The sequence below is a fragment of the Pseudomonas sp. E102 genome, from assembly GCF_052660185.1.
In genome coordinates this window covers 1,300,086-1,317,223 of record NZ_CP084025.1, presented here as the reverse complement: position 1 = coordinate 1,317,223, position 17,138 = coordinate 1,300,086, and the positions used below count along the sequence as shown (strand labels likewise).

The following is a 17,138-nucleotide window of genomic DNA, read 5'->3' as shown; positions in this document are numbered from 1 at the left end:
ATCGGTCGCACAGTTAGAAATGATGTCGACTGAGATACCGCCTTCGCGAGCAGGCTCGCTCCCACAGAGGTCTTGTGACAGGCCAAAAATCGGTATTCACCCCTGCCTGAACACCTGCGAAGGCCTGCGCAGCAGCGGATCGAACGGGTTGATTCGCGGGCCGATCATCGCGGCTTCGCGCTTGAGCATTTCCACCACCGTTGGCAGCCTATCCGGCCCGAGCCGGTCGCTGATGGTTGCCACGCTCAAGGCCGCCACGGCCCGTCCCTCACGATCGAGAATCGGCACCGCCACGCCGGCCATGCCCTGCAAGACCCCGGTGTTGCGCCCGGCATAACCCAGCGTGCGGACGTTCTCCACTTCCGTGCGCAGGAAAACCTCATCGTACAAATGAAAATCCTTGAGCCGTGGCAGGTTGTAATGGATCACCGTGTCGCGCTCTTCCTCCGGGAGGAACGCCAGGATCGCCAGGCTGCCCTGTCCCACGCCCAAGGCCACGCGGCCACCGATGTCGCCGGTGAATGTGCGGATCGGAAACGGCCCTTCGCTGCGGTCCAGGCAGATCGCATCGAAGCCACAGCGTGCCAGCAGAAATAGCGAATCCCCCAACGACGCCGACAACCGCAACATCGCGGGCCTGGCCAGTTCCCGCAGGTTGCCGGTGTTACCTGCGCGGGCCGCCAGGGCAAAAAAGTCCAGGCTCAAGCGGTAGCGTTTGCTGCGCGCATCCTGCTCGACCATGCCTTCATCCATCAGGTTGCGCAGCAAGCGGTGCGTTGTGGGCTGGGACAGGCCAATGCGCTGGGCCAGTTGCGTGACTCGCTCGCCGCCCTCTGCGGTCTCGCCCAGGCTGCGCAAAACGGCAAACAACCGAGAAACCGAGCCAACCCCTACTTCAATCTTTTTGGTATTCCGCTCAATGGAATCAGACATCGGATTTTTTACTCAGTTATTTATTCACCGAAAGAAACGGAAAATAGTCATCGCTTCAGTGAAATAGTCCATTGAGCCCATCCTATTCTTCGTCCTACTCTGCGTCCATACAGGGGCGATTCGAACAACAGCGGCAGCCGACGTAAGTCGAGCGCCAACGCACCCCGCGACATCCTTTCGTATCTGCCCATACAAAAAACCGCGCCTCGCGGCGACGCATAACAATCTCAGGTGGAGCGCAGTCATGGCTTTCGTGCAACTTCAAGACTTGAGCAAACGGTATGGCGACCTGGACGCCGTGGTCGCCACCAACCTCTGTGTGGAGAAAGGCGAATTCGTCTCTCTGCTAGGGCCGTCCGGTTGCGGCAAGACCACCACCCTGCAAATGATCGCCGGCTTCGTTGAGGCCAGCAGCGGCCGCATCCTGCTGGACGGGCGCGACATCACTCATGCCAAGCCCGCCAGCCGCGGCCTGGGCGTGGTGTTCCAGAGTTACGCGCTGTTTCCCCACATGACCGTCAAAGACAACGTCGCCTTCGGCTTGCGCATGCGCAAGGTGCCCAGCGCAGAATTGCAGTCCCGGGTCGATCGAGTGCTCAAGCTGGTGCGCCTGGACCGGCATGCCGAGCGTTACCCGCGAGAACTCTCGGGCGGCCAGCGTCAGCGCGTGGCATTGGCCCGGGCGCTGGTGATCGAACCGCCGGTGCTGCTGCTCGACGAACCCTTGTCCAACCTCGACGCCAACCTGCGTGAGGAAATGCAGTTCGAAATCCGCCGCATCCAGCGCGAAGTCGGCATCACCACATTGATGGTCACGCATGACCAATCCGAGGCGCTTTCGATAAGCGATCGAGTGGTGGTCATGCAGGCCGGCCGCATCACCCAGATCGACGCGCCCTACACCCTTTACGAGCACCCGCGCACCGAGTTCATTTCCGGCTTCGTCGGCAAGGCCAATCTGCTGCCCGGCGAACGTGATAGCGCCGGCGTCGTGCAAGCCAGCAGCACCGGTAAAGGTGAGCTGACCCTGAGCCTGCGTCCCGAAAAGATCGACCTGTGCGCCCCCGGCTCGGGACGACTGCAAGGCACCGTCACCCAGCGTTTTTTCCTCGGTAGCCAATGGCTGTATGGCGTCTGCACCCCTCTGGGCGAACTCAGCGTGGTACGGCGCAACGACGGCTCGGCGCCCCTGGCCGAAGGCACCGCGGTGGGTCTGGACTGGGATCCGGCGCTGCTGCGTGTGTTGAGCGTGGATGAGGTGTTGGCATGAAGCTGATCGATGCCATGAAGCGCGGCCGCCAAGGCTATTGGATGTCAGCCCCGGCCCTGGCCTTGTACCTGGGCCTGCTGGTGATTCCCCTTGGTCTGACGCTCGTGCTGTCGTTCAATGTTTTCGACTACGGCTCGGGTATCGACAGCGACGCCTACACCTTCGAGCACTACACCAGCCTTCTGGGCGACCCGTACTTCTACGAAATCTTCCTGCGCACGTTCTGGATCAGCGCCCTGACCACGTTGCTGTGCGTGGTGATCGGCGTACCCGAGGCGTACATCCTCAGCCGCATGGGCGCGCCGTGGCGTTCGATCTTTCTGATCCTGATCCTTACGCCGCTACTGATTTCGGTGGTGGTGCGAGCGTTCGGCTGGAGCCTGCTGCTCGGCGCCGATGGCCTGATCAACCAGACGCTGCAAGCCCTCGGCGGCTCACCCATGAAGCTGCTCTACACACCGTTCGCGGTGGTCATCGCCCTGGTGCACGTGATGCTGCCGTTCATGATCATTCCGGTGTGGACCTCGCTGCAAAAACTTGATCCCGCCGCCGAACAGGCCGCCCTATCCCTGGGCGCGAGCCAATTGACGGTGATCCGCAAGGTGGTGCTGCCGCAGATCATGCCGGGCGTGTTGTCCGGCACGCTGATCGTGTTCGGCCTCGCCGCCAGTTCGTTCGCCATCCCCGGCCTGCTCGGCGGGCGCCGCCTGAAAATGGTCGCCACGCTGATCTACGACCAATACCTGTCGGAACTGAACTGGCCGATGGGCGCGGCCATTGCCGTCGCGCTGTTGCTGCTCAATCTTCTGATCATGCTGTCGTGGAACCGCATGATCGAAGGCCGCTACAAGAAGTCACTGGGGTAATTCTTCATGTCCAGGAACGGTCCTTTCGCCCTGTTGTTTCATGCCTTGGTAGTGGTGTTCATGCTGGCGCCGCTGGTGGTGGTCTGCCTGGTCGCCTTCACGCCGGAAAACACCCTGAGCTTGCCCACCACGGAATTTTCCCTGCGCTGGTTTCGTGCCGTGTTCGAGCGCGCGGATTTTGTCGATGCGTTCTACAACAGCCTCATCCTGGCGTTCAGCGCGGCCTCGCTGGCGACACTGATCGCGGTGCCGGCGGCCTTGGCGATCACCCGGTTGGAGTTTCCTGGCAGGGATTTTTTCAACGGCCTGTTCCTGTCGCCGATCATCATTCCGCACTTGGTGCTGGGCGTCGCGTTGCTGCGGCTGTTTGCACTGATGGGCGTGAACGGCAATTTCAGCTGGCTGATCTTCGCCCATGTGCTGGTGATCACGCCATATGTGCTGCGCCTGGTATTGGCCTCGGCCATCGGCCTGGATCGCAGCGCCGAGCAAGCCGCGCAGTCATTGGGCGCCGGTCGTTTCACCCTGTTCCGCCAGATCACCTTGCCGATGATTTTGCCCGGCGTCGCCGGAGGCTGGTTGCTGGCGTTCATCAACAGTTTCGATGAAGTCACGCTGTCGATTTTCGTCACCTCGCCGGCGACGCAAACCTTGCCGGTGCGCATGTACGTCTACGCCACCGAATCCATCGATCCGATGATGGCGGCGGTGTCGGCGCTGGTGATCGCGCTGACGGCGCTGACCATGATTCTGCTCGACCGGGTGTATGGCCTGGATCGAGTCCTGGTAGGCAAACAATGAGGGCACCATGGCTCTGCTGAAACGACTGGCCGAAAACGACCGCCCGGCCCTGGATTTCCTGCTCGACGGCGAACCCGCCAGCGGCTTGCTCGGCGATACCGTGCTCACCGCGGTACTGACCTGCGGCGAACACCTGCGCGGCAGCGATTTCAGCGCCGAGCCCCGTGCCGGCTTCTGCCTGATGGGCGCCTGCCAGGATTGCTGGGTGAGACTGGGCGATGGCCGCCGCGTGCGCGCGTGCTCGACGATGCTCGAAGCCGGCCAGCAGATCAATCGCGAACCGGGGCGGCAGGTATGAACGGCTTTGACAGGTATGGCCCCATCGCGAGCAAGCTCGCTCCCACAGGTGACCTGCGGCGTACGCACAATCGGCATCCACGACAGATCCCATGTGGGAGCGAGCTTGCTCGCGAAGGCGGCCTCGACAGCAGCGAAAATCCGCTGCCGGTGGGGTTGCCATGAAACCCATCGTCATCATCGGCGCCGGCCCCGCCGGTATCCGCGCCGCGCAAACCTTGGTCGCCCATGGCATCTACCCGATCCTGCTGGACGAAGCCGCCCGCGGTGGCGGGCAGATCTACCGACGCCAACCCGTCAATTTCAGTCGGTCTGCGGGCAAGCTTTATGGCTTTGAGGCAACAAAGGCCAACGCCATCCACCAGACCCTCGATGCGTTGCGCGAGCAGCTCGACTACCGCCCCGACACGCTGGTCTGGAACGCTGAAGCCGGTCAGTTGGATACCTTGCATGAGGGCCGCGCCGATCGCCTGGATTACGCCAACGTGATCGTCGCAACGGGGGCCACCGACAGGATTCTGCCGGTCCCCGGCTGGACCCTGCCGGGCGTCTACAGCCTGGGCGCGGCGCAGATCGCCCTTAAATTCCAAGGCTGCGCCATTGGTGAACGGGTGGTATTCGCGGGCAGCGGGCCATTGCTGTATCTGGTGGCGTACCAATACGCCAAGGCCGGCGCGAACGTCGCCGCGGTACTCGACAGTTCGCCCTTGAGCGCGCAGACCCGCGCTCTGCCCGGCCTGCTCGCACAACCGGCCACGCTCGCCAAGGGCCTCTATTACCGCGCCTGGCTGACGACACATGGTATCCCGGTGCATCAAGGCGCCACCCTTGCGCACATCGACGGGAAACGCCGGGTACAGTCGTTGAAGTGGCGAAACAAAAAGGGCGAGCACACGCTCGATTGTGATGCGGTCGCCTTCGCCCACGGCTTGCGCAGTGAAACCCAACTGGCCGATCTGCTGGGCTGCGAGTTTGCCTGGAACCCGCTCAATCGCGCCTGGCTACCGCAACGCGACAGCGCCGGTCGCAGCAGTTCGGCCGGGGTCTACCTGGCCGGTGACGGCGCTGGGATCATGGGCGCCGACGCCGCCGAAATGGCCGGCGAGCGCGCCGCCCTGGCACTGCTCGAAGACCTCGGCTACCGAGTCGACCCGCAACGTTGCGCCCAGTTGGAACAGTCTCTCGAACGCATCGGTAATTTCCGCCAAGGCCTGGAGCAGGCCTTTGCCTTCCCTGATGAGTGGGCGAGCCTCGCTCAAGACGACTTGATGATTTGCCGCTGCGAAGAAGTCAGCGTCGGTGAAATCCGCCAGGTCGTGGGCGAAGGTCACTGGGAAATCAACCGGGTCAAGGCCCACTGCCGGGTCGGCATGGGCCGTTGCCAGGGGCGGATGTGCGGTGCCGCCGCCGCGGAAATCATCGCTTGCGCAAGTGGCCGCGACATCCGGGACATCGGGCGCCTGCGGGCACAGGCACCAGTCAAGCCCGTGCCGTTTGGCCTGGAGGTCGAGCCATGATCGAGGTCGATGCAGTAATCATTGGTGGCGGCATCGTCGGCGCCTCGGCCGCACTGTTTTTGAGCAAGGCCGGACGCCGCGTGGCGCTGTTGGAACGAGACTTCTGCGGCTCGCATTCCAGCGGCGTGAACTACGGCGGCGTGCGGCGCCAGGGCCGGCCCTTGTCTCAGTTGCCGCTGTCGCAACGTGCCCATGAAATCTGGGGTCAATTGCCGCAGTTGATTGGCATCGACGGCGAGTATCAGCGCAGCGGCCATCTGAAGTTGGCACGCAGCCTCGATGACCTGCGTTCATTGCAGAACTACGCCGCCAGCAGTCAGGGCTTTGGCCTCGATTTGCAACTGCTGGATCGCGACGAATTACGCAGACGGTTTCCCTGGGTCGGCACCGTCGCGGTCGGCGCCTCGCTGTGCCCGGACGATGGTCACGCCAACCCGCGGTTGGTCTCGCCGGCATTTGCCCAGGCGGCCCGCAGGCATGGCGCACAGGTTCACGAGCAATGCCCGGTCAGCCACGTCACTCACGACGGCCAACGCTTTGCCGTGCACACCGAAACCGGCCTCGAATGTCGCGCGCCGTGGCTACTGAATTGCGCTGGCGCCTGGGCGAGCCGCTTCGCCGCGCAGTTCGGCGAAGCAGTGCCGATGCACGCCGGGCACCCAGCGATGCTGGTGACCGAGCCGCTGCCCGTGGTGATGGACGCCAGCACGGGCGTCGAAGGCGGCGGCATCTATGCGCGCCAGGTCGCCCGGGGCAATTGCGTGCTGGGAGGGGGCCAGGGCTTCGCACTGGACGACGCCCGCGCCAGGCCCGGCCAGCACGCGGTCATCGAGATCCTGCGCCAGGCCGTCGAACTCTACCCTTTTCTGGAGGGCGCCCAGGCGATCCGCACCTGGAGCGGCACCGAAGGCTACCTGCCCGATCGCCAACCGGTGATCGGCCCCAGCAGCACCCAACCCGGTCTCTTGCATGCGTTCGGCTTCGCCGGCGCGGGCTTCCAGATCGGCCCGGCGGTGGGCCAGGCGCTCACCGAGATCATCTGCAGCGGGGCTTCGTCCACGCCGCTGGATGCGTTTTCCATCACCCGGTTCCACTCCATCTCCGTTGCTTGATAGAGGAAGGTCGCGCTAATGAATAACGTCAAACGCAGTGCACTGTTCGGCTTCTGCTCGCTGGGTTCCGCTTGCCTGGGCGCCCTGCTCCCCGTCACCCAGGCGTTGGCCGAGCCGACGCTTTACCTGGGCATGAACGGCGGCACCATGGAGCGGCTTTATGCCGACAAGGTCTTGCCGGCCTTCGAGAAGGCCAACAATGTCAAGGTGGTGATCGTGCCGGGCACTTCGGCCGACATCCTGGCCAAGGTCCAGGCCAGCAAGGGCAACCCGCAGATGCACGTGATGTTCCTGGACGATGGCATCATGTACCGCGCCATCGCCATGGGGCTGTGCGACAAGCTGCAGGACAGCGCCCCCCTGGCACAGATTCCGGCCAAGGGCCGCATCAAGGACCAGGCCGTCGCCGTCAGCCTCGGCGTCACCGGACTGGCCTACAACACGCGGCTATTCAAGGAAAAAGGCTGGAACACGCCGACGTCCTGGATGGATCTGGCGGACCCTCGATTCAAGGACAAGGTGGTGTTTCAATCGATGGCCTCCTCAACCTTCGGCCTGCACGGTTTTCTGATGTTCAACCGGATCCAGGGCGGCAGCGAAACTGACGTCGAGCCAGGCTTCAAGGCGTGGCCGAACACCGTCGGGCGCAACGTGCTGGAGTACATCCCCAGCTCGGCGAAAATCTCCGAGATGTTGCAGACGGACGAAGCGGCGCTGTTCCCGTTGACGCCGACCCAGGTCACCGCGTTGAAACTCAAGGGCATGCCGGTCGAATATGCACAACCGAAGGAAGGCGCGGTGGTGCTGAACGTCGCCGAATGTGCCGTCGCCCAGAACAGCGAACCCGAACTCGCGCAAAAACTCGCTGCCTTCCTGCTGACGCCCGAAGCCCAGGCCATCGCCCTTGAAGAAGGCGACCAGATCCCGTCCAACCCCAACACGCCGACCACCGACAAGACGCGAGGCCAAGTGGACGCGATGAAGCAGTACCTGGAAACCGCGATCGCGGTGGATTGGGATCAGGTCAATGAACAACGTCCGGCGTGGAATGCGCGGTGGAACCGCAGCATCGAGCGCTAGAAGCACTGGCGCAACCTTTTTGTTTATCATGCGGGCCTGCGCGGGTTTCACCATTGCGCTCGGCCCCTTGATAGCAGCGACTTCCCCAATGCAGACCCTCACCCAACTCCAAACCGGCCAGCTATCGGGCATTGCCCGACTGAAGCTGTCGTGCGGCCTGACGGAGTTTCCTCAGGAAATTTACGACCTGGCGGACTCGCTCGAAATCCTCGACCTGAGCGGCAATCAACTCGAAACGCTGCCAGCGGATCTCCATCGGCTTACTCGCTTGCGGATACTGTTCTGTTCGGACAACCGCTTCACCGAACTGCCTGAATGCCTGGGCCGTTGCAGCGCATTGACCATGGTCGGCTTCAAGGCCAACCGCATCGAGCGCGTCACGGGCGCAGCCTTGCCGCCGCTGCTGCGCTGGTTGATCTTGACCGACAATTGCGTCAGCCAGCTGCCGGATGAGCTGGGCCGGCGTCCCCACCTGCAGAAATTGATGCTGGCCGGTAATCGCCTGCGGCAATTGCCGCCGAGCCTGGCCCGGTGTCATCGCCTCGAATTGCTGCGTGTTTGCGCCAATCAACTGACCGAACTGCCCTCCTGGCTGCTGGAAATGCCGAGCCTCAGTTGGCTGGCCTACGCCGGCAATCCATTGCAAGCGCAAGGCGATACCCAGGCGCTGCATGCCGCCACGCCGATCGCTTGGTCGCAGTTGAGCTTGCAGCGTTCATTGGGCGAAGGGGCTTCGGGCGTGATCCACCATGCACTTTGGCAACCGCCCGGCAAGGCCAGGCGCGACGTCGCGGTCAAGCTCTACAAAGGCCAGATGACCAGCGATGGCTCGCCATTGCATGAAATGCACGCGTGCATCACCGCCGGCAAGCATCCGAACCTGATCGAGGTACTGGGTCAGGTCAGCGGCCACCCAGAGCAACAGGCCGGGCTGGTGATGGCCCTGATCGGGCCCGATTACCGCAACCTGGCCGGGCTGCCGAGCCTGGAATCCTGTACCCGCGACGTGTATGCCGATGAACTGCGCCTGAGCGCCGATGTGGCCTTGCGCATCGCCCGGGGTATTGCCGGCGTGGCGTGCCACTTGCACCGACAAGGCCTTACCCATGGAGACCTGTACGGCCACAACATCCTCTTCAATGACCAAGGCGATTGCCTGCTGGGGGATTTTGGCGCGGCGTCTTTCCACGCCACGGTCGAAAAAGACAGGCAAACACGGGCGTTGCAGCGCATCGAGGTGCGGGCCTTCGGGATTCTGTTGGGGGAATTGCTGGCGCGGATCGAACCGGCGCTCGGTAACGAGGATCTTTCACGACTGAAAGACCTCGAGGCGCGGTGCTGCCAGCCGGATGTACTGGCGCGGCCGGGGTTTGACGAGATTGAAGAATTGCTGCGAGTGGTGAAGGAGCTCGCTCCCTCACCACAGTGACTTTGGCTTAGCCCGCCAGACCGACAAACATATCCTGCACGTCGTCGTGGTTGTCGAGGCCTTCGAGGAACGCCTCGACTTCCGCCATCTGCTCATCGGTCAGGCCGCTGACCGGGTTTTTCGGCTGATAGCCCAATTTGGCGGACAACACCGTGAAGCCTTGCTCCGGCAACGCCTTTTGCACGGCGTCCAGGTCGCCAGGCTCGGTGATGAACAGCGTCGCACCGTCCTCGCCCGGTTCGAAATCCTGGGCCCCGGCCTCGATGGCGGCCATTTCCGGATCAGCGTCGGGGCTGTCCGGGGCGGCTTCGATCATGCCCACGTGGTTGAAATCCCAGGCCACTGAACCCGAGGCGCCCAGTTGGCCCTTGCGGAACGCAACGCGAATCTCCGCGACGGTACGGTTGATGTTGTCGGTCACGCACTCAACGATCAGCGGCACCTGATGGGGTGCGAACCCTTCGTAGGTGACACGATGGTATTGCACGGTTTCGCCGAGCTGGCCGGAGCCCTTCTTGATCGCGCGCTCCAGGGTCTCGCGGGGCATCGAAGCTTTTTTTGCCTGCTCGACCACCAGCCGCAGGTGCGCGTTGGTGGCGACATCAGCACCGTTGCGCGCGGCAATGGTGATTTCCTTCACCAATTTGCCGAAGATCTTGCCCTTGGCGTTGGCAGCCGCTTCTTTGTGTTTAACCTTCCACTGTGCGCCCATTACTCACTCTCTTGTCTGACGCGCCGAGACACCTGGCCGGCGCTGTGGCGCAAGTTTATACGGCCTAAACCGGCTGATCGACCAAAAAATCGCTGCCTCCAATCGACATTTTCACAACGTGTTGTAGGGGGTTTCCGAAATAGCGATTCGGGCACAGCGCTGCGCGCCGGGGTTTCGTACCCTTGCACTCTTATCCTTCAGCCAGCATGGGCCGCAATGCGCAACGATTCGGAACACCCTTTCAGCCTGACGATCCTTCAAAGCGACCTGCGCCTGCAAGTGCTGCGGCTCAATGGCCGTGAGGCCCTGAACCAGCCTTACCGCTTCGACCTTGACCTGATCGGCCTGGCGCCGCCGGTCAGCCCCGACAGTCTGCTGGGGCAGGCAGCTTTCCTACGCCTTGATGGCGAGTCGGGCGTACATGGGGTTGTGCATTATGTCAGCCTGACCGCCGACACCATGCGCCGCGTGGGCTATCGCTTGACGCTGGTCCCTCATCTGCAGCAATTGGAACAAGGGCCACGACGGCGGGTTTTTCATCGGCTCAACGTTGTCCAGATCCTGCAGTGCCTGCTGGAAGGTAACGCCGTGCCTTCCGACAGCTATCGTTTCGAGCTGCCGCACGGGCAGTATCCGACTCGCCCGTTCTGCATTCAATATGAAGAAAGCGACCTGGATCTGTTGCAGCGGTTATGCGAAGAGGAAGGCATTCACTATCACTTCGAACACGCGCCCCAGGGCCACGTCGCCGTATTCGCGGAAGACCCAAAGAGCTTCCCGGCACAGCCGGTCGAACTGGTCATGCGCCAGGATGCGGACAGACACCCGACTATCAGGCGGCTATACCAGCGCCATCATTCGATCATCGCCAGACCACCCGTGGGCCACAACGACCGAGGGGCGACACTCCCGCCTGGAAGCGCGGCCCCAGAAAAAATGCGTGAAGATCCGGCACAGGCTTACCGCTACCAGGCGGGTCGCCGCAGCCTTGAACGGTTGCGCTATCGGCATCGGGAAATCCATGGCCACGCCACAGAACCAGCCCTGCGCAGCGGTCACATCGCGCAGATCTGCAATCACCCGGTGTCGTCCTTCAATGATCAATGGCTGATCACCGAGGTCCAGCACCGAGGAAGGCAATTTTCCATTCTAGAAGCGAACCCGCCGGCCACGCCGCAACCGCGGCATTATCGCAACCGGTTTTGCGCCATCCCTTGGTCCACGGTGTTCCGCCCGGCGCTCAAGCATCCCAAGCCATGTATCGCCGGTTACCACGTCGCCTACGTGTTCGGCCCGCCCGGCCAGCAAGCCAGGCCTAACGAGCAGGGTAAAGTCGAGGTCAGCCTCTGGAGCCCGGAGGAAGAACCGATCGCGTTGCCCCTGTCTTGGCCGATGCCCGATGACCGTCCCCCATTGATTGCCGGCAGCGAAGTGCTGGTCAGCTTCATCGAGGGCGACCCAGACCGTCCAGTATTGTGTGCAGGATTGGTGGGCCCGGCCGTGGACAGCGATGGCCCTCCGTCTGCCCCCCCGCCTGAGCCAGGCGACAAAGATGTCGGGCTGCTGTTCAACTGGCTCTTGAACCCGCCGGACATCTCACCATGATCCTTTCCTAACCCAATTGCGGCTCGTCGATGCGCACTTTTCATTCAAAGTTTTCTTTCCGATAAAAAATGCCGCAACCCCATGGAGATTGCGGCAATAGTTCACGGCATTTCCAATCGAACGTTTCATACATTAACAACTGAACAATACAAATCTTCAGTTCTTTTTGTTCCCGTCCATGTCAAACCATTCGCCATCGGGAAATAGCACACTCCCATCCGGAAATTGAATCTATCCATCGGCAAATACTACACGCCCATCAAGGTATACCAACGTGCCGTCGCCATATTGAATAGTTCCATCGGGACGCGTGACCGATTCACCTTCGACATCCACCACACTGCCATCGGCCAGCGAGACTGTCCCATCGTTATTCGGGGTACTCCCGGGTGATTTTGCCAGGTTTACGAACGCCAGGGGATCGATACCCACGTTCAAGGTGGGCCACGGAATGGATGCCCACGCCGGGGCGGGTTTAGTGGACGGACCGGGTGTCGTCGCTGGTGCCGGATTGGGTTTTGGCGTTGGTTTAGGTGTTGGCTTGGGCGCTGGTTTGGGTGCCGGCATTGGGGTGGGCTTTGGTATTGGCTTGGGTGCGGGTTTGAGCGCCGGGCCAGGCTTGGCCGCCGGTTTTGAAACAAGGCCAGGCTTCGCCGTCGGCCTCGGGCGCGGCGGTTTCGCCATCTGCCGGTTAATGACAGCGTGTTGTGCGTTGTTGCCATTGAACGTATCCATGTTCTACCCCTCGTTTTATAAATACGGCCCGGCCGATCCAGGCTCGCTTATTTATAAATCCAAAAACATTGAGGCAACGATAGAGAACTTGAAAAGACCGTACAAACGAAAAAGATCATATAAATATGACGGGCAAGTATTTCAGAATCTCGACCGCACAACAGCAGACCTGCAAACTTCAACCAGAGCTGAACAACAATGTTGGAGATCGTAGGAAAGAGCGAGGATTGATTGCTGTACATGATCTTATTGATGGCTCACTGAAACCCCCGACGCCCCTGCAAGCCACCCGTATGAACGAAGATCAACCGAGTACCCGGCTCAAAGGCGCCGGCCTCGACCTGAGCCTTTAGCAACATCAACGCCTTGCCGGTGTAGAGCGGTTCCAGCTCGATGGCCTGGGTGGTTTCTATGAACGTGGAGAGATCAGCATCAACCTGGCCGAAACCACCACGGCTGCCGTCGAGCAGCTCGTAGAGCGGGTCGGCAAGCCCTGCCGCCCTCACGATGTTTTCCACGTTCTGGCTGACGCCATGGCCTTGGGGCACCGCCAGGACGCCATGCACCTTGCGCTGGCCGGCTTCAGCCAGCACCAGGCCCGCCAGCGACGTTCCGGTGCCGCAGGCCAGCCACCAGCCGTGATAGTCCGCCCAGCCCAACGCCGCCAGTTGATCACGGGCACAGGCGACCCAGCTCATGCAACCTTGCGCGCCGGGCAGGCCTGCCCCCCCTTCCGGCACCGCCCAGAGTTCAGGGTATTGCGACCGCCAGGGTGTCCAGAAACCCTCGTCATGACGCCTGCGGTATCCCTCGTAACCCAACCAGTGCAGCGTCATGCCGAACGCTTTCAAGTCGAGCACCGTGGGCGTATCCAGGGGATGACCGCGCAGCAGTCCGACCGTCGCGAACCCAAAGCGCCGGCCCGCTGCGGCCAGTGCGTGCAGATGGTTGGAATGAGCGCCGCCCAGGCTCATCACACCTGCAGCACCGGCCCGATGAGCTGCGCGCAGGTGGTGAAGCAACTTGAACCATTTGTTCCCGCTGATCAGCGGATCGATCCGGTCCAGGCGCAGCACTGCCACCTCGACGCCGGACCGGGCGAGCCAGTCCAGATGAAGGGGTTCGAGGCGAGGTTGAGGGTGCCAGTCGAGAGCGGGAAGTAGCATGGCGGCGAGTCGGGTGGAAAACAGGCCGGCATATTAACAGCTGGTTGCAAACGTCCTGACATCAGAAAAACGGTGGGGCGAGCTTGCTCGCGATAACGGTGGGTCAGCCAAACATTTCTGAAACTGACTGACCGCCATCGCGAGCAGGCTCGCTCCCACAGAGGACTTGCGCCTTACAACTGCGCCGCCAGTCGCGAGCCTTGGTTGATCGCGCGCTTGGCATCCAACTCCGCCGCCACGTCGGCGCCGCCGATAAGGTGGACGGTCTGGCCGGCCGCTTCCAAGCCCTCCTGCAACTCGCGCAGCGGATCCTGGCCGGCGCAGATAACCACGTTGTCCACCGCCAACACTTGCGGCTCGCCCGTTTCGCCGATGCGAATGTGCAGGCCCTGATCGTCAATCTTCAGGTACTCGACGCTGTTGAGCATCTGCACCTGCTTGTTTTTCAGACCTGTGCGATGAATCCAGCCGGTGGTCTTGCCCAGACCGTCGCCGACCTTGGACTTCTTACGCTGCAACAGGAACACCTGCCGCGCCGGCGCATGAGGTTGCGCCTTGACCCCGGCCACGCCGCCGCGCGCCTCGAGGTGGGTATCGATCCCCCACTCCTTCCAGAACGCTTCGCGGTCCTGGCTGGTGGCAACCCCCTGGTGTACGAGGAATTCCGACACGTCAAAGCCGATCCCACCTGCACCGATCACCGCGACGCTACGCCCTACCGGCTTACGCTCGAGGATCACGTCCAGGTAACTCAGCACCTTGGGATGATCCACGCCCGGGATGGCTGGCACTCGCGGTGCGATGCCGGTCGCCAGGATAATTTCATCGAAACCGCCGGCCACCAACTGCGCGACGTCCACCCGGGTATCGAGGCACAGCTCGACGTGGCTCGTCTGCAACTTGCGCTTGAAATAACGCAATGTTTCGAAAAACTCTTCCTTGCCGGGCACACGCTTGGCGATGTTGAACTGCCCGCCGATTTCACTGGCCGAATCGAACAGCGTCACCTGATGGCCGCGCTCGGCCGCCACGGTGGCGGCGGACAACCCGGCAGGACCGGCGCCCACCACGGCGATTTTTTTCACCTGGGTCACTGGCAGGTAGTTGAGCTCGGTCTCATGGCACGCTCGCGGATTCACCAGGCAACTGGTGAGCTTGCCACCGAACGTATGGTCCAGGCAGGCCTGGTTGCAGCCGATACAGGTATTGATTTCATCCGCCCGGCCAGCGGCTGCCTTGTTGACGAACTCCGGGTCAGCGAGGAAAGGCCGAGCCATGGACACCATGTCGGCGTCGCCCTCGGCCAGGATCTGCTCAGCGACCTCAGGCGTATTGATGCGGTTGGTGGTGATCAACGGAATGCTCACCGAACCGCGCAGCTTGGCGGTGACTTTACTGAACGCTGCCCTTGGAACCTTGGTGGCGATGGTGGGAATACGCGCTTCATGCCAACCGATACCCGTGTTGATGATCGTTGCACCGGCCTGCTCGATGGCCTTGGCCAGTTGGACGATCTCTTCCCAGGTGCTGCCCCCTTCCACCAGGTCGAGCATCGACAGACGGAAGATGATGATGAAATTCGGGCCGACCGCCTCGCGCACCCGACGCACGATGTCCACCGGGAGGCGCATGCGGTTTTCGTAACTGCCCCCCCAACGGTCGGTACGGTGGTTGGTGTGGGCCGCCAGGAACTGGTTAATGAAATAGCCTTCCGAGCCCATGATCTCGACACCGTCGTACTCGGCCTTCTGGGCCAGCAACGAACAAGTCACAAAATCGCTGATCTGTTTCTCGATGCCCTCTTCGTCCAGTTCCTTGGGCTTGAATGGGTTGATTGGCGCTTGGATCGCGCTCGGTGCCACCTGCTTGGGGCTATAGGCATAGCGTCCGGCATGGAGGATCTGCATGCAGATCTTGCCACCGGCTTCATGCACCGCCCGGGTGACGATCTGGTGCTTGAGGGCTTCCTCCTCGGTGGTCAGCTTGGCCGCACCGGAGTAAACGCCACCCTCATCGTTAGGACCGATTCCCCCGGTGACCATCAGGCCCACGCCGCCACGGGCGCGCTCGGCAAAATAGGCCGCCATGCGCTCGAAGCCACCGGGCTTTTCTTCAAGACCGGTGTGCATCGACCCCATCAGGGTACGGTTGCGCAGCGTGGTAAAGCCAAGGTCCAGCGGGGCCAGCAAATGCGGGTAATGAGGGGCGGTCATCGGTTACTCCACTACGGGCGATCACGGAAAATGCGGAAGCTCTATGGCCTCCGTCAGTCATGGATAACAGCCTAAGAGTCGGGATGGGGACGCTCAATGACCGAAACTGACAAGTTGATGATCCAAATGCACAGGACAATCGGTTCGCCTAGACTTCCCACATCCTCCTCACACCGCTGTGCGCCCTTTCGCTAATCCTTTGTTTTACCGTACCCTGCCAGGTGTCCTGGTGAAAATCACGAACCTGTAAGCGACCATTGACTGTCCCCATGCGCAAATTTCTGTACCTGCTGTTCTCACTGGCCTTGATGGCCGCCGTTATCACTTACGCACTGTGGACAGCGGACCGTCCAGTCGGCCATTACCTTTCAGACCTGCGCATCAACCTGGCGGTCGACCAGGGCACGCCCTCTGATCGCGGCAACTTGCTCGGCATCCAGCCCGAGCTTTTCCCCACCGACTACCAGAGCCCCCAGCGCCTGCGTCGCAAGCTGGCCGCCTATCTGCAAGCGGCGCGCGACCAAGGGTTTCTCAACGACAAAACCATCGTGGTCCTGCCCGAGCACATCGGCACTTGGCTGATGGTCAGCGGCGAAAAGGACGAGGTGTATCAAGCCAGTACATTGAAGCAAGCCATGCATTGGCTCGCCGCCAGCAATCCGCTGGCTTTTATTCGCGCCCTGGCAAGCGCCAAGGGCAGCAGCCGCCTGGACGATGCCTACCTGCGGATGAAAGCGGACACCATGGCCCGGGATTACCAGACGTTGTTTGGGGGCCTGGCCAAGGAATTCGGCGTGACCCTGGTGGCCGGCTCCATCGTGCTGCCCGAACCCAATGTCAGCGAAGGCGAGCTGAAGATCAGTGGCGGCGCGCTGTACAACACCAGCCTGGTTTTCGGCCCCGATGGTCGTCCGATCGGCCAACCCCTGCGTCAACGTCATCCGATATTCGACCAACAAGACGTGCTCGGGGCAGAAGAAAGCCAGGCTACCCCGGTCATCGACACGCCGGCCGGTCGCCTCGGCGTACTGATCGGCAGTGACAGTTGGTATCCGCTCCATTATCGGCAACTCGACGAGCAGGACGTGCAATTGATTGCCGTACCCGCCTTTGTGGTTGGCCGCGATTCGTGGAATAAACCCTGGGCAGGCTACAAAGGCCTGTCCACGCCAAGCGAAGTGAGCCTCAAGCCCGGCGAGATAACCGAAGGCCAGGCATGGCGTCGCCTGACATTGACCAGCCAGTTGCCGGTCAGCCAGGCCCGGGGGGGCGTCAGCGTGTTTCTGCGCGGCCAGTTCTGGGACAACGGCAGTGCCGGCCAGAGTTTCATCAGCCATGGCGGCCAGCAGTTCCCCGATGGCGAAGCCCGTGGCGCTCGCCTGTTGAACCTCTGGTTGTGAGC

At 61.9% G+C, this 17,138-nt stretch carries 15 protein-coding genes; 11 read left to right on the top strand and 4 right to left on the bottom strand.

The features are described from left to right. Positions 1-96: 96 nt before the first annotated feature. Positions 97-933: an IclR family transcriptional regulator gene (locus DOCECA_RS06115; RefSeq protein WP_434610677.1), complete on the bottom strand. Its 837-nt coding sequence runs from the start codon at positions 931-933 to the stop codon at positions 97-99. Positions 934-1,177: 244 nt separating this feature from the next. Between DOCECA_RS06115 and DOCECA_RS06110 the strand changes: the two genes are divergently transcribed. From DOCECA_RS06110 to DOCECA_RS06075, 8 genes are all read left to right on the top strand, one after another. Continuing rightward, positions 1,178-2,203 carry an ABC transporter ATP-binding protein gene (locus tag DOCECA_RS06110; protein ID WP_434610675.1) on the top strand — a complete coding sequence of 342 codons (1,026 nt, stop codon included), beginning with the start codon at positions 1,178-1,180 and terminating at the stop codon, positions 2,201-2,203. Further along, the gene (locus DOCECA_RS06105; protein ID WP_434650580.1) at positions 2,200-3,069 is read left to right on the top strand and encodes an ABC transporter permease; all 870 of its coding nucleotides are present in this window, start codon (positions 2,200-2,202) and stop codon (positions 3,067-3,069) included. Before DOCECA_RS06110 ends, DOCECA_RS06105 begins: the two co-directional genes overlap by 4 nt. Positions 3,070-3,075: 6 nt before the next feature. Beyond that, positions 3,076-3,870, top strand: coding sequence for an ABC transporter permease (locus tag DOCECA_RS06100; RefSeq protein ID WP_030140057.1), 795 nt, complete (start codon positions 3,076-3,078; stop codon positions 3,868-3,870). 7 nt (positions 3,871-3,877) lie between these two features. Then, positions 3,878-4,168, top strand: a complete 291-nt coding sequence (locus tag DOCECA_RS06095; protein WP_434700952.1) for a (2Fe-2S)-binding protein — start codon at positions 3,878-3,880, stop codon at positions 4,166-4,168. 160 nt (positions 4,169-4,328) lie between these two features. Further along, positions 4,329-5,684, top strand: coding sequence for an FAD-dependent oxidoreductase (locus DOCECA_RS06090; RefSeq protein ID WP_434650578.1), 1,356 nt, complete (start codon positions 4,329-4,331; stop codon positions 5,682-5,684). Beyond that, positions 5,681-6,796 carry an NAD(P)/FAD-dependent oxidoreductase gene (locus tag DOCECA_RS06085; protein WP_434650576.1) on the top strand — a complete coding sequence of 372 codons (1,116 nt, stop codon included), beginning with the start codon at positions 5,681-5,683 and terminating at the stop codon, positions 6,794-6,796. The genes DOCECA_RS06090 and DOCECA_RS06085 overlap by 4 nt, the downstream gene beginning before the upstream one ends. 18 nt (positions 6,797-6,814) lie before the next feature. Further along, positions 6,815-7,876: an ABC transporter substrate-binding protein gene (locus tag DOCECA_RS06080; protein ID WP_434610664.1), complete on the top strand. Its 1,062-nt coding sequence runs from the start codon at positions 6,815-6,817 to the stop codon at positions 7,874-7,876. A gap of 88 nt (positions 7,877-7,964) precedes the next feature. Further along, entirely contained in the window at positions 7,965-9,305 is a 1,341-nt protein-coding gene (locus DOCECA_RS06075; RefSeq protein ID WP_445571600.1) for a leucine-rich repeat-containing protein kinase family protein, read from the top strand. 7 nt (positions 9,306-9,312) lie between these two features. On the opposite strand, the gene DOCECA_RS06070 is transcribed toward DOCECA_RS06075, so the two are convergent. After that, positions 9,313-10,017, bottom strand: coding sequence for a YebC/PmpR family DNA-binding transcriptional regulator (locus DOCECA_RS06070; protein WP_420764620.1), 705 nt, complete (start codon positions 10,015-10,017; stop codon positions 9,313-9,315). A 216-nt stretch (positions 10,018-10,233) separates the two neighbouring features. Here DOCECA_RS06070 and DOCECA_RS06065 point away from each other — a divergent pair, with 216 nt between their 5' ends. Continuing rightward, positions 10,234-11,622: a type VI secretion system Vgr family protein gene (locus tag DOCECA_RS06065; protein ID WP_445571599.1), complete on the top strand. Its 1,389-nt coding sequence runs from the start codon at positions 10,234-10,236 to the stop codon at positions 11,620-11,622. 451 nt (positions 11,623-12,073) lie between these two features. After that, complete coding sequence (locus tag DOCECA_RS06060) at positions 12,074-12,571, top strand: hypothetical protein (RefSeq protein ID WP_434650568.1); 498 nt, start codon at positions 12,074-12,076, stop codon at positions 12,569-12,571. Positions 12,572-12,614: 43 nt separating this feature from the next. On the opposite strand, the gene DOCECA_RS06055 is transcribed toward DOCECA_RS06060, so the two are convergent. Together DOCECA_RS06055 and DOCECA_RS06050 are read right to left on the bottom strand one after the other, a co-directional pair. Then, positions 12,615-13,523, bottom strand: coding sequence for a 1-aminocyclopropane-1-carboxylate deaminase/D-cysteine desulfhydrase (locus tag DOCECA_RS06055; protein ID WP_445571598.1), 909 nt, complete (start codon positions 13,521-13,523; stop codon positions 12,615-12,617). Positions 13,524-13,696: 173 nt separating this feature from the next. After that, positions 13,697-15,736: an oxidoreductase gene (locus DOCECA_RS06050; RefSeq protein ID WP_420764625.1), complete on the bottom strand. Its 2,040-nt coding sequence runs from the start codon at positions 15,734-15,736 to the stop codon at positions 13,697-13,699. A 269-nt stretch (positions 15,737-16,005) separates the two neighbouring features. Between DOCECA_RS06050 and DOCECA_RS06045 the strand changes: the two genes are divergently transcribed. Beyond that, complete coding sequence (locus DOCECA_RS06045; RefSeq protein WP_434650564.1) at positions 16,006-17,136, top strand: carbon-nitrogen hydrolase family protein; 1,131 nt, start codon at positions 16,006-16,008, stop codon at positions 17,134-17,136. The last annotated feature ends 2 nt before the right edge of the window (positions 17,137-17,138 follow it).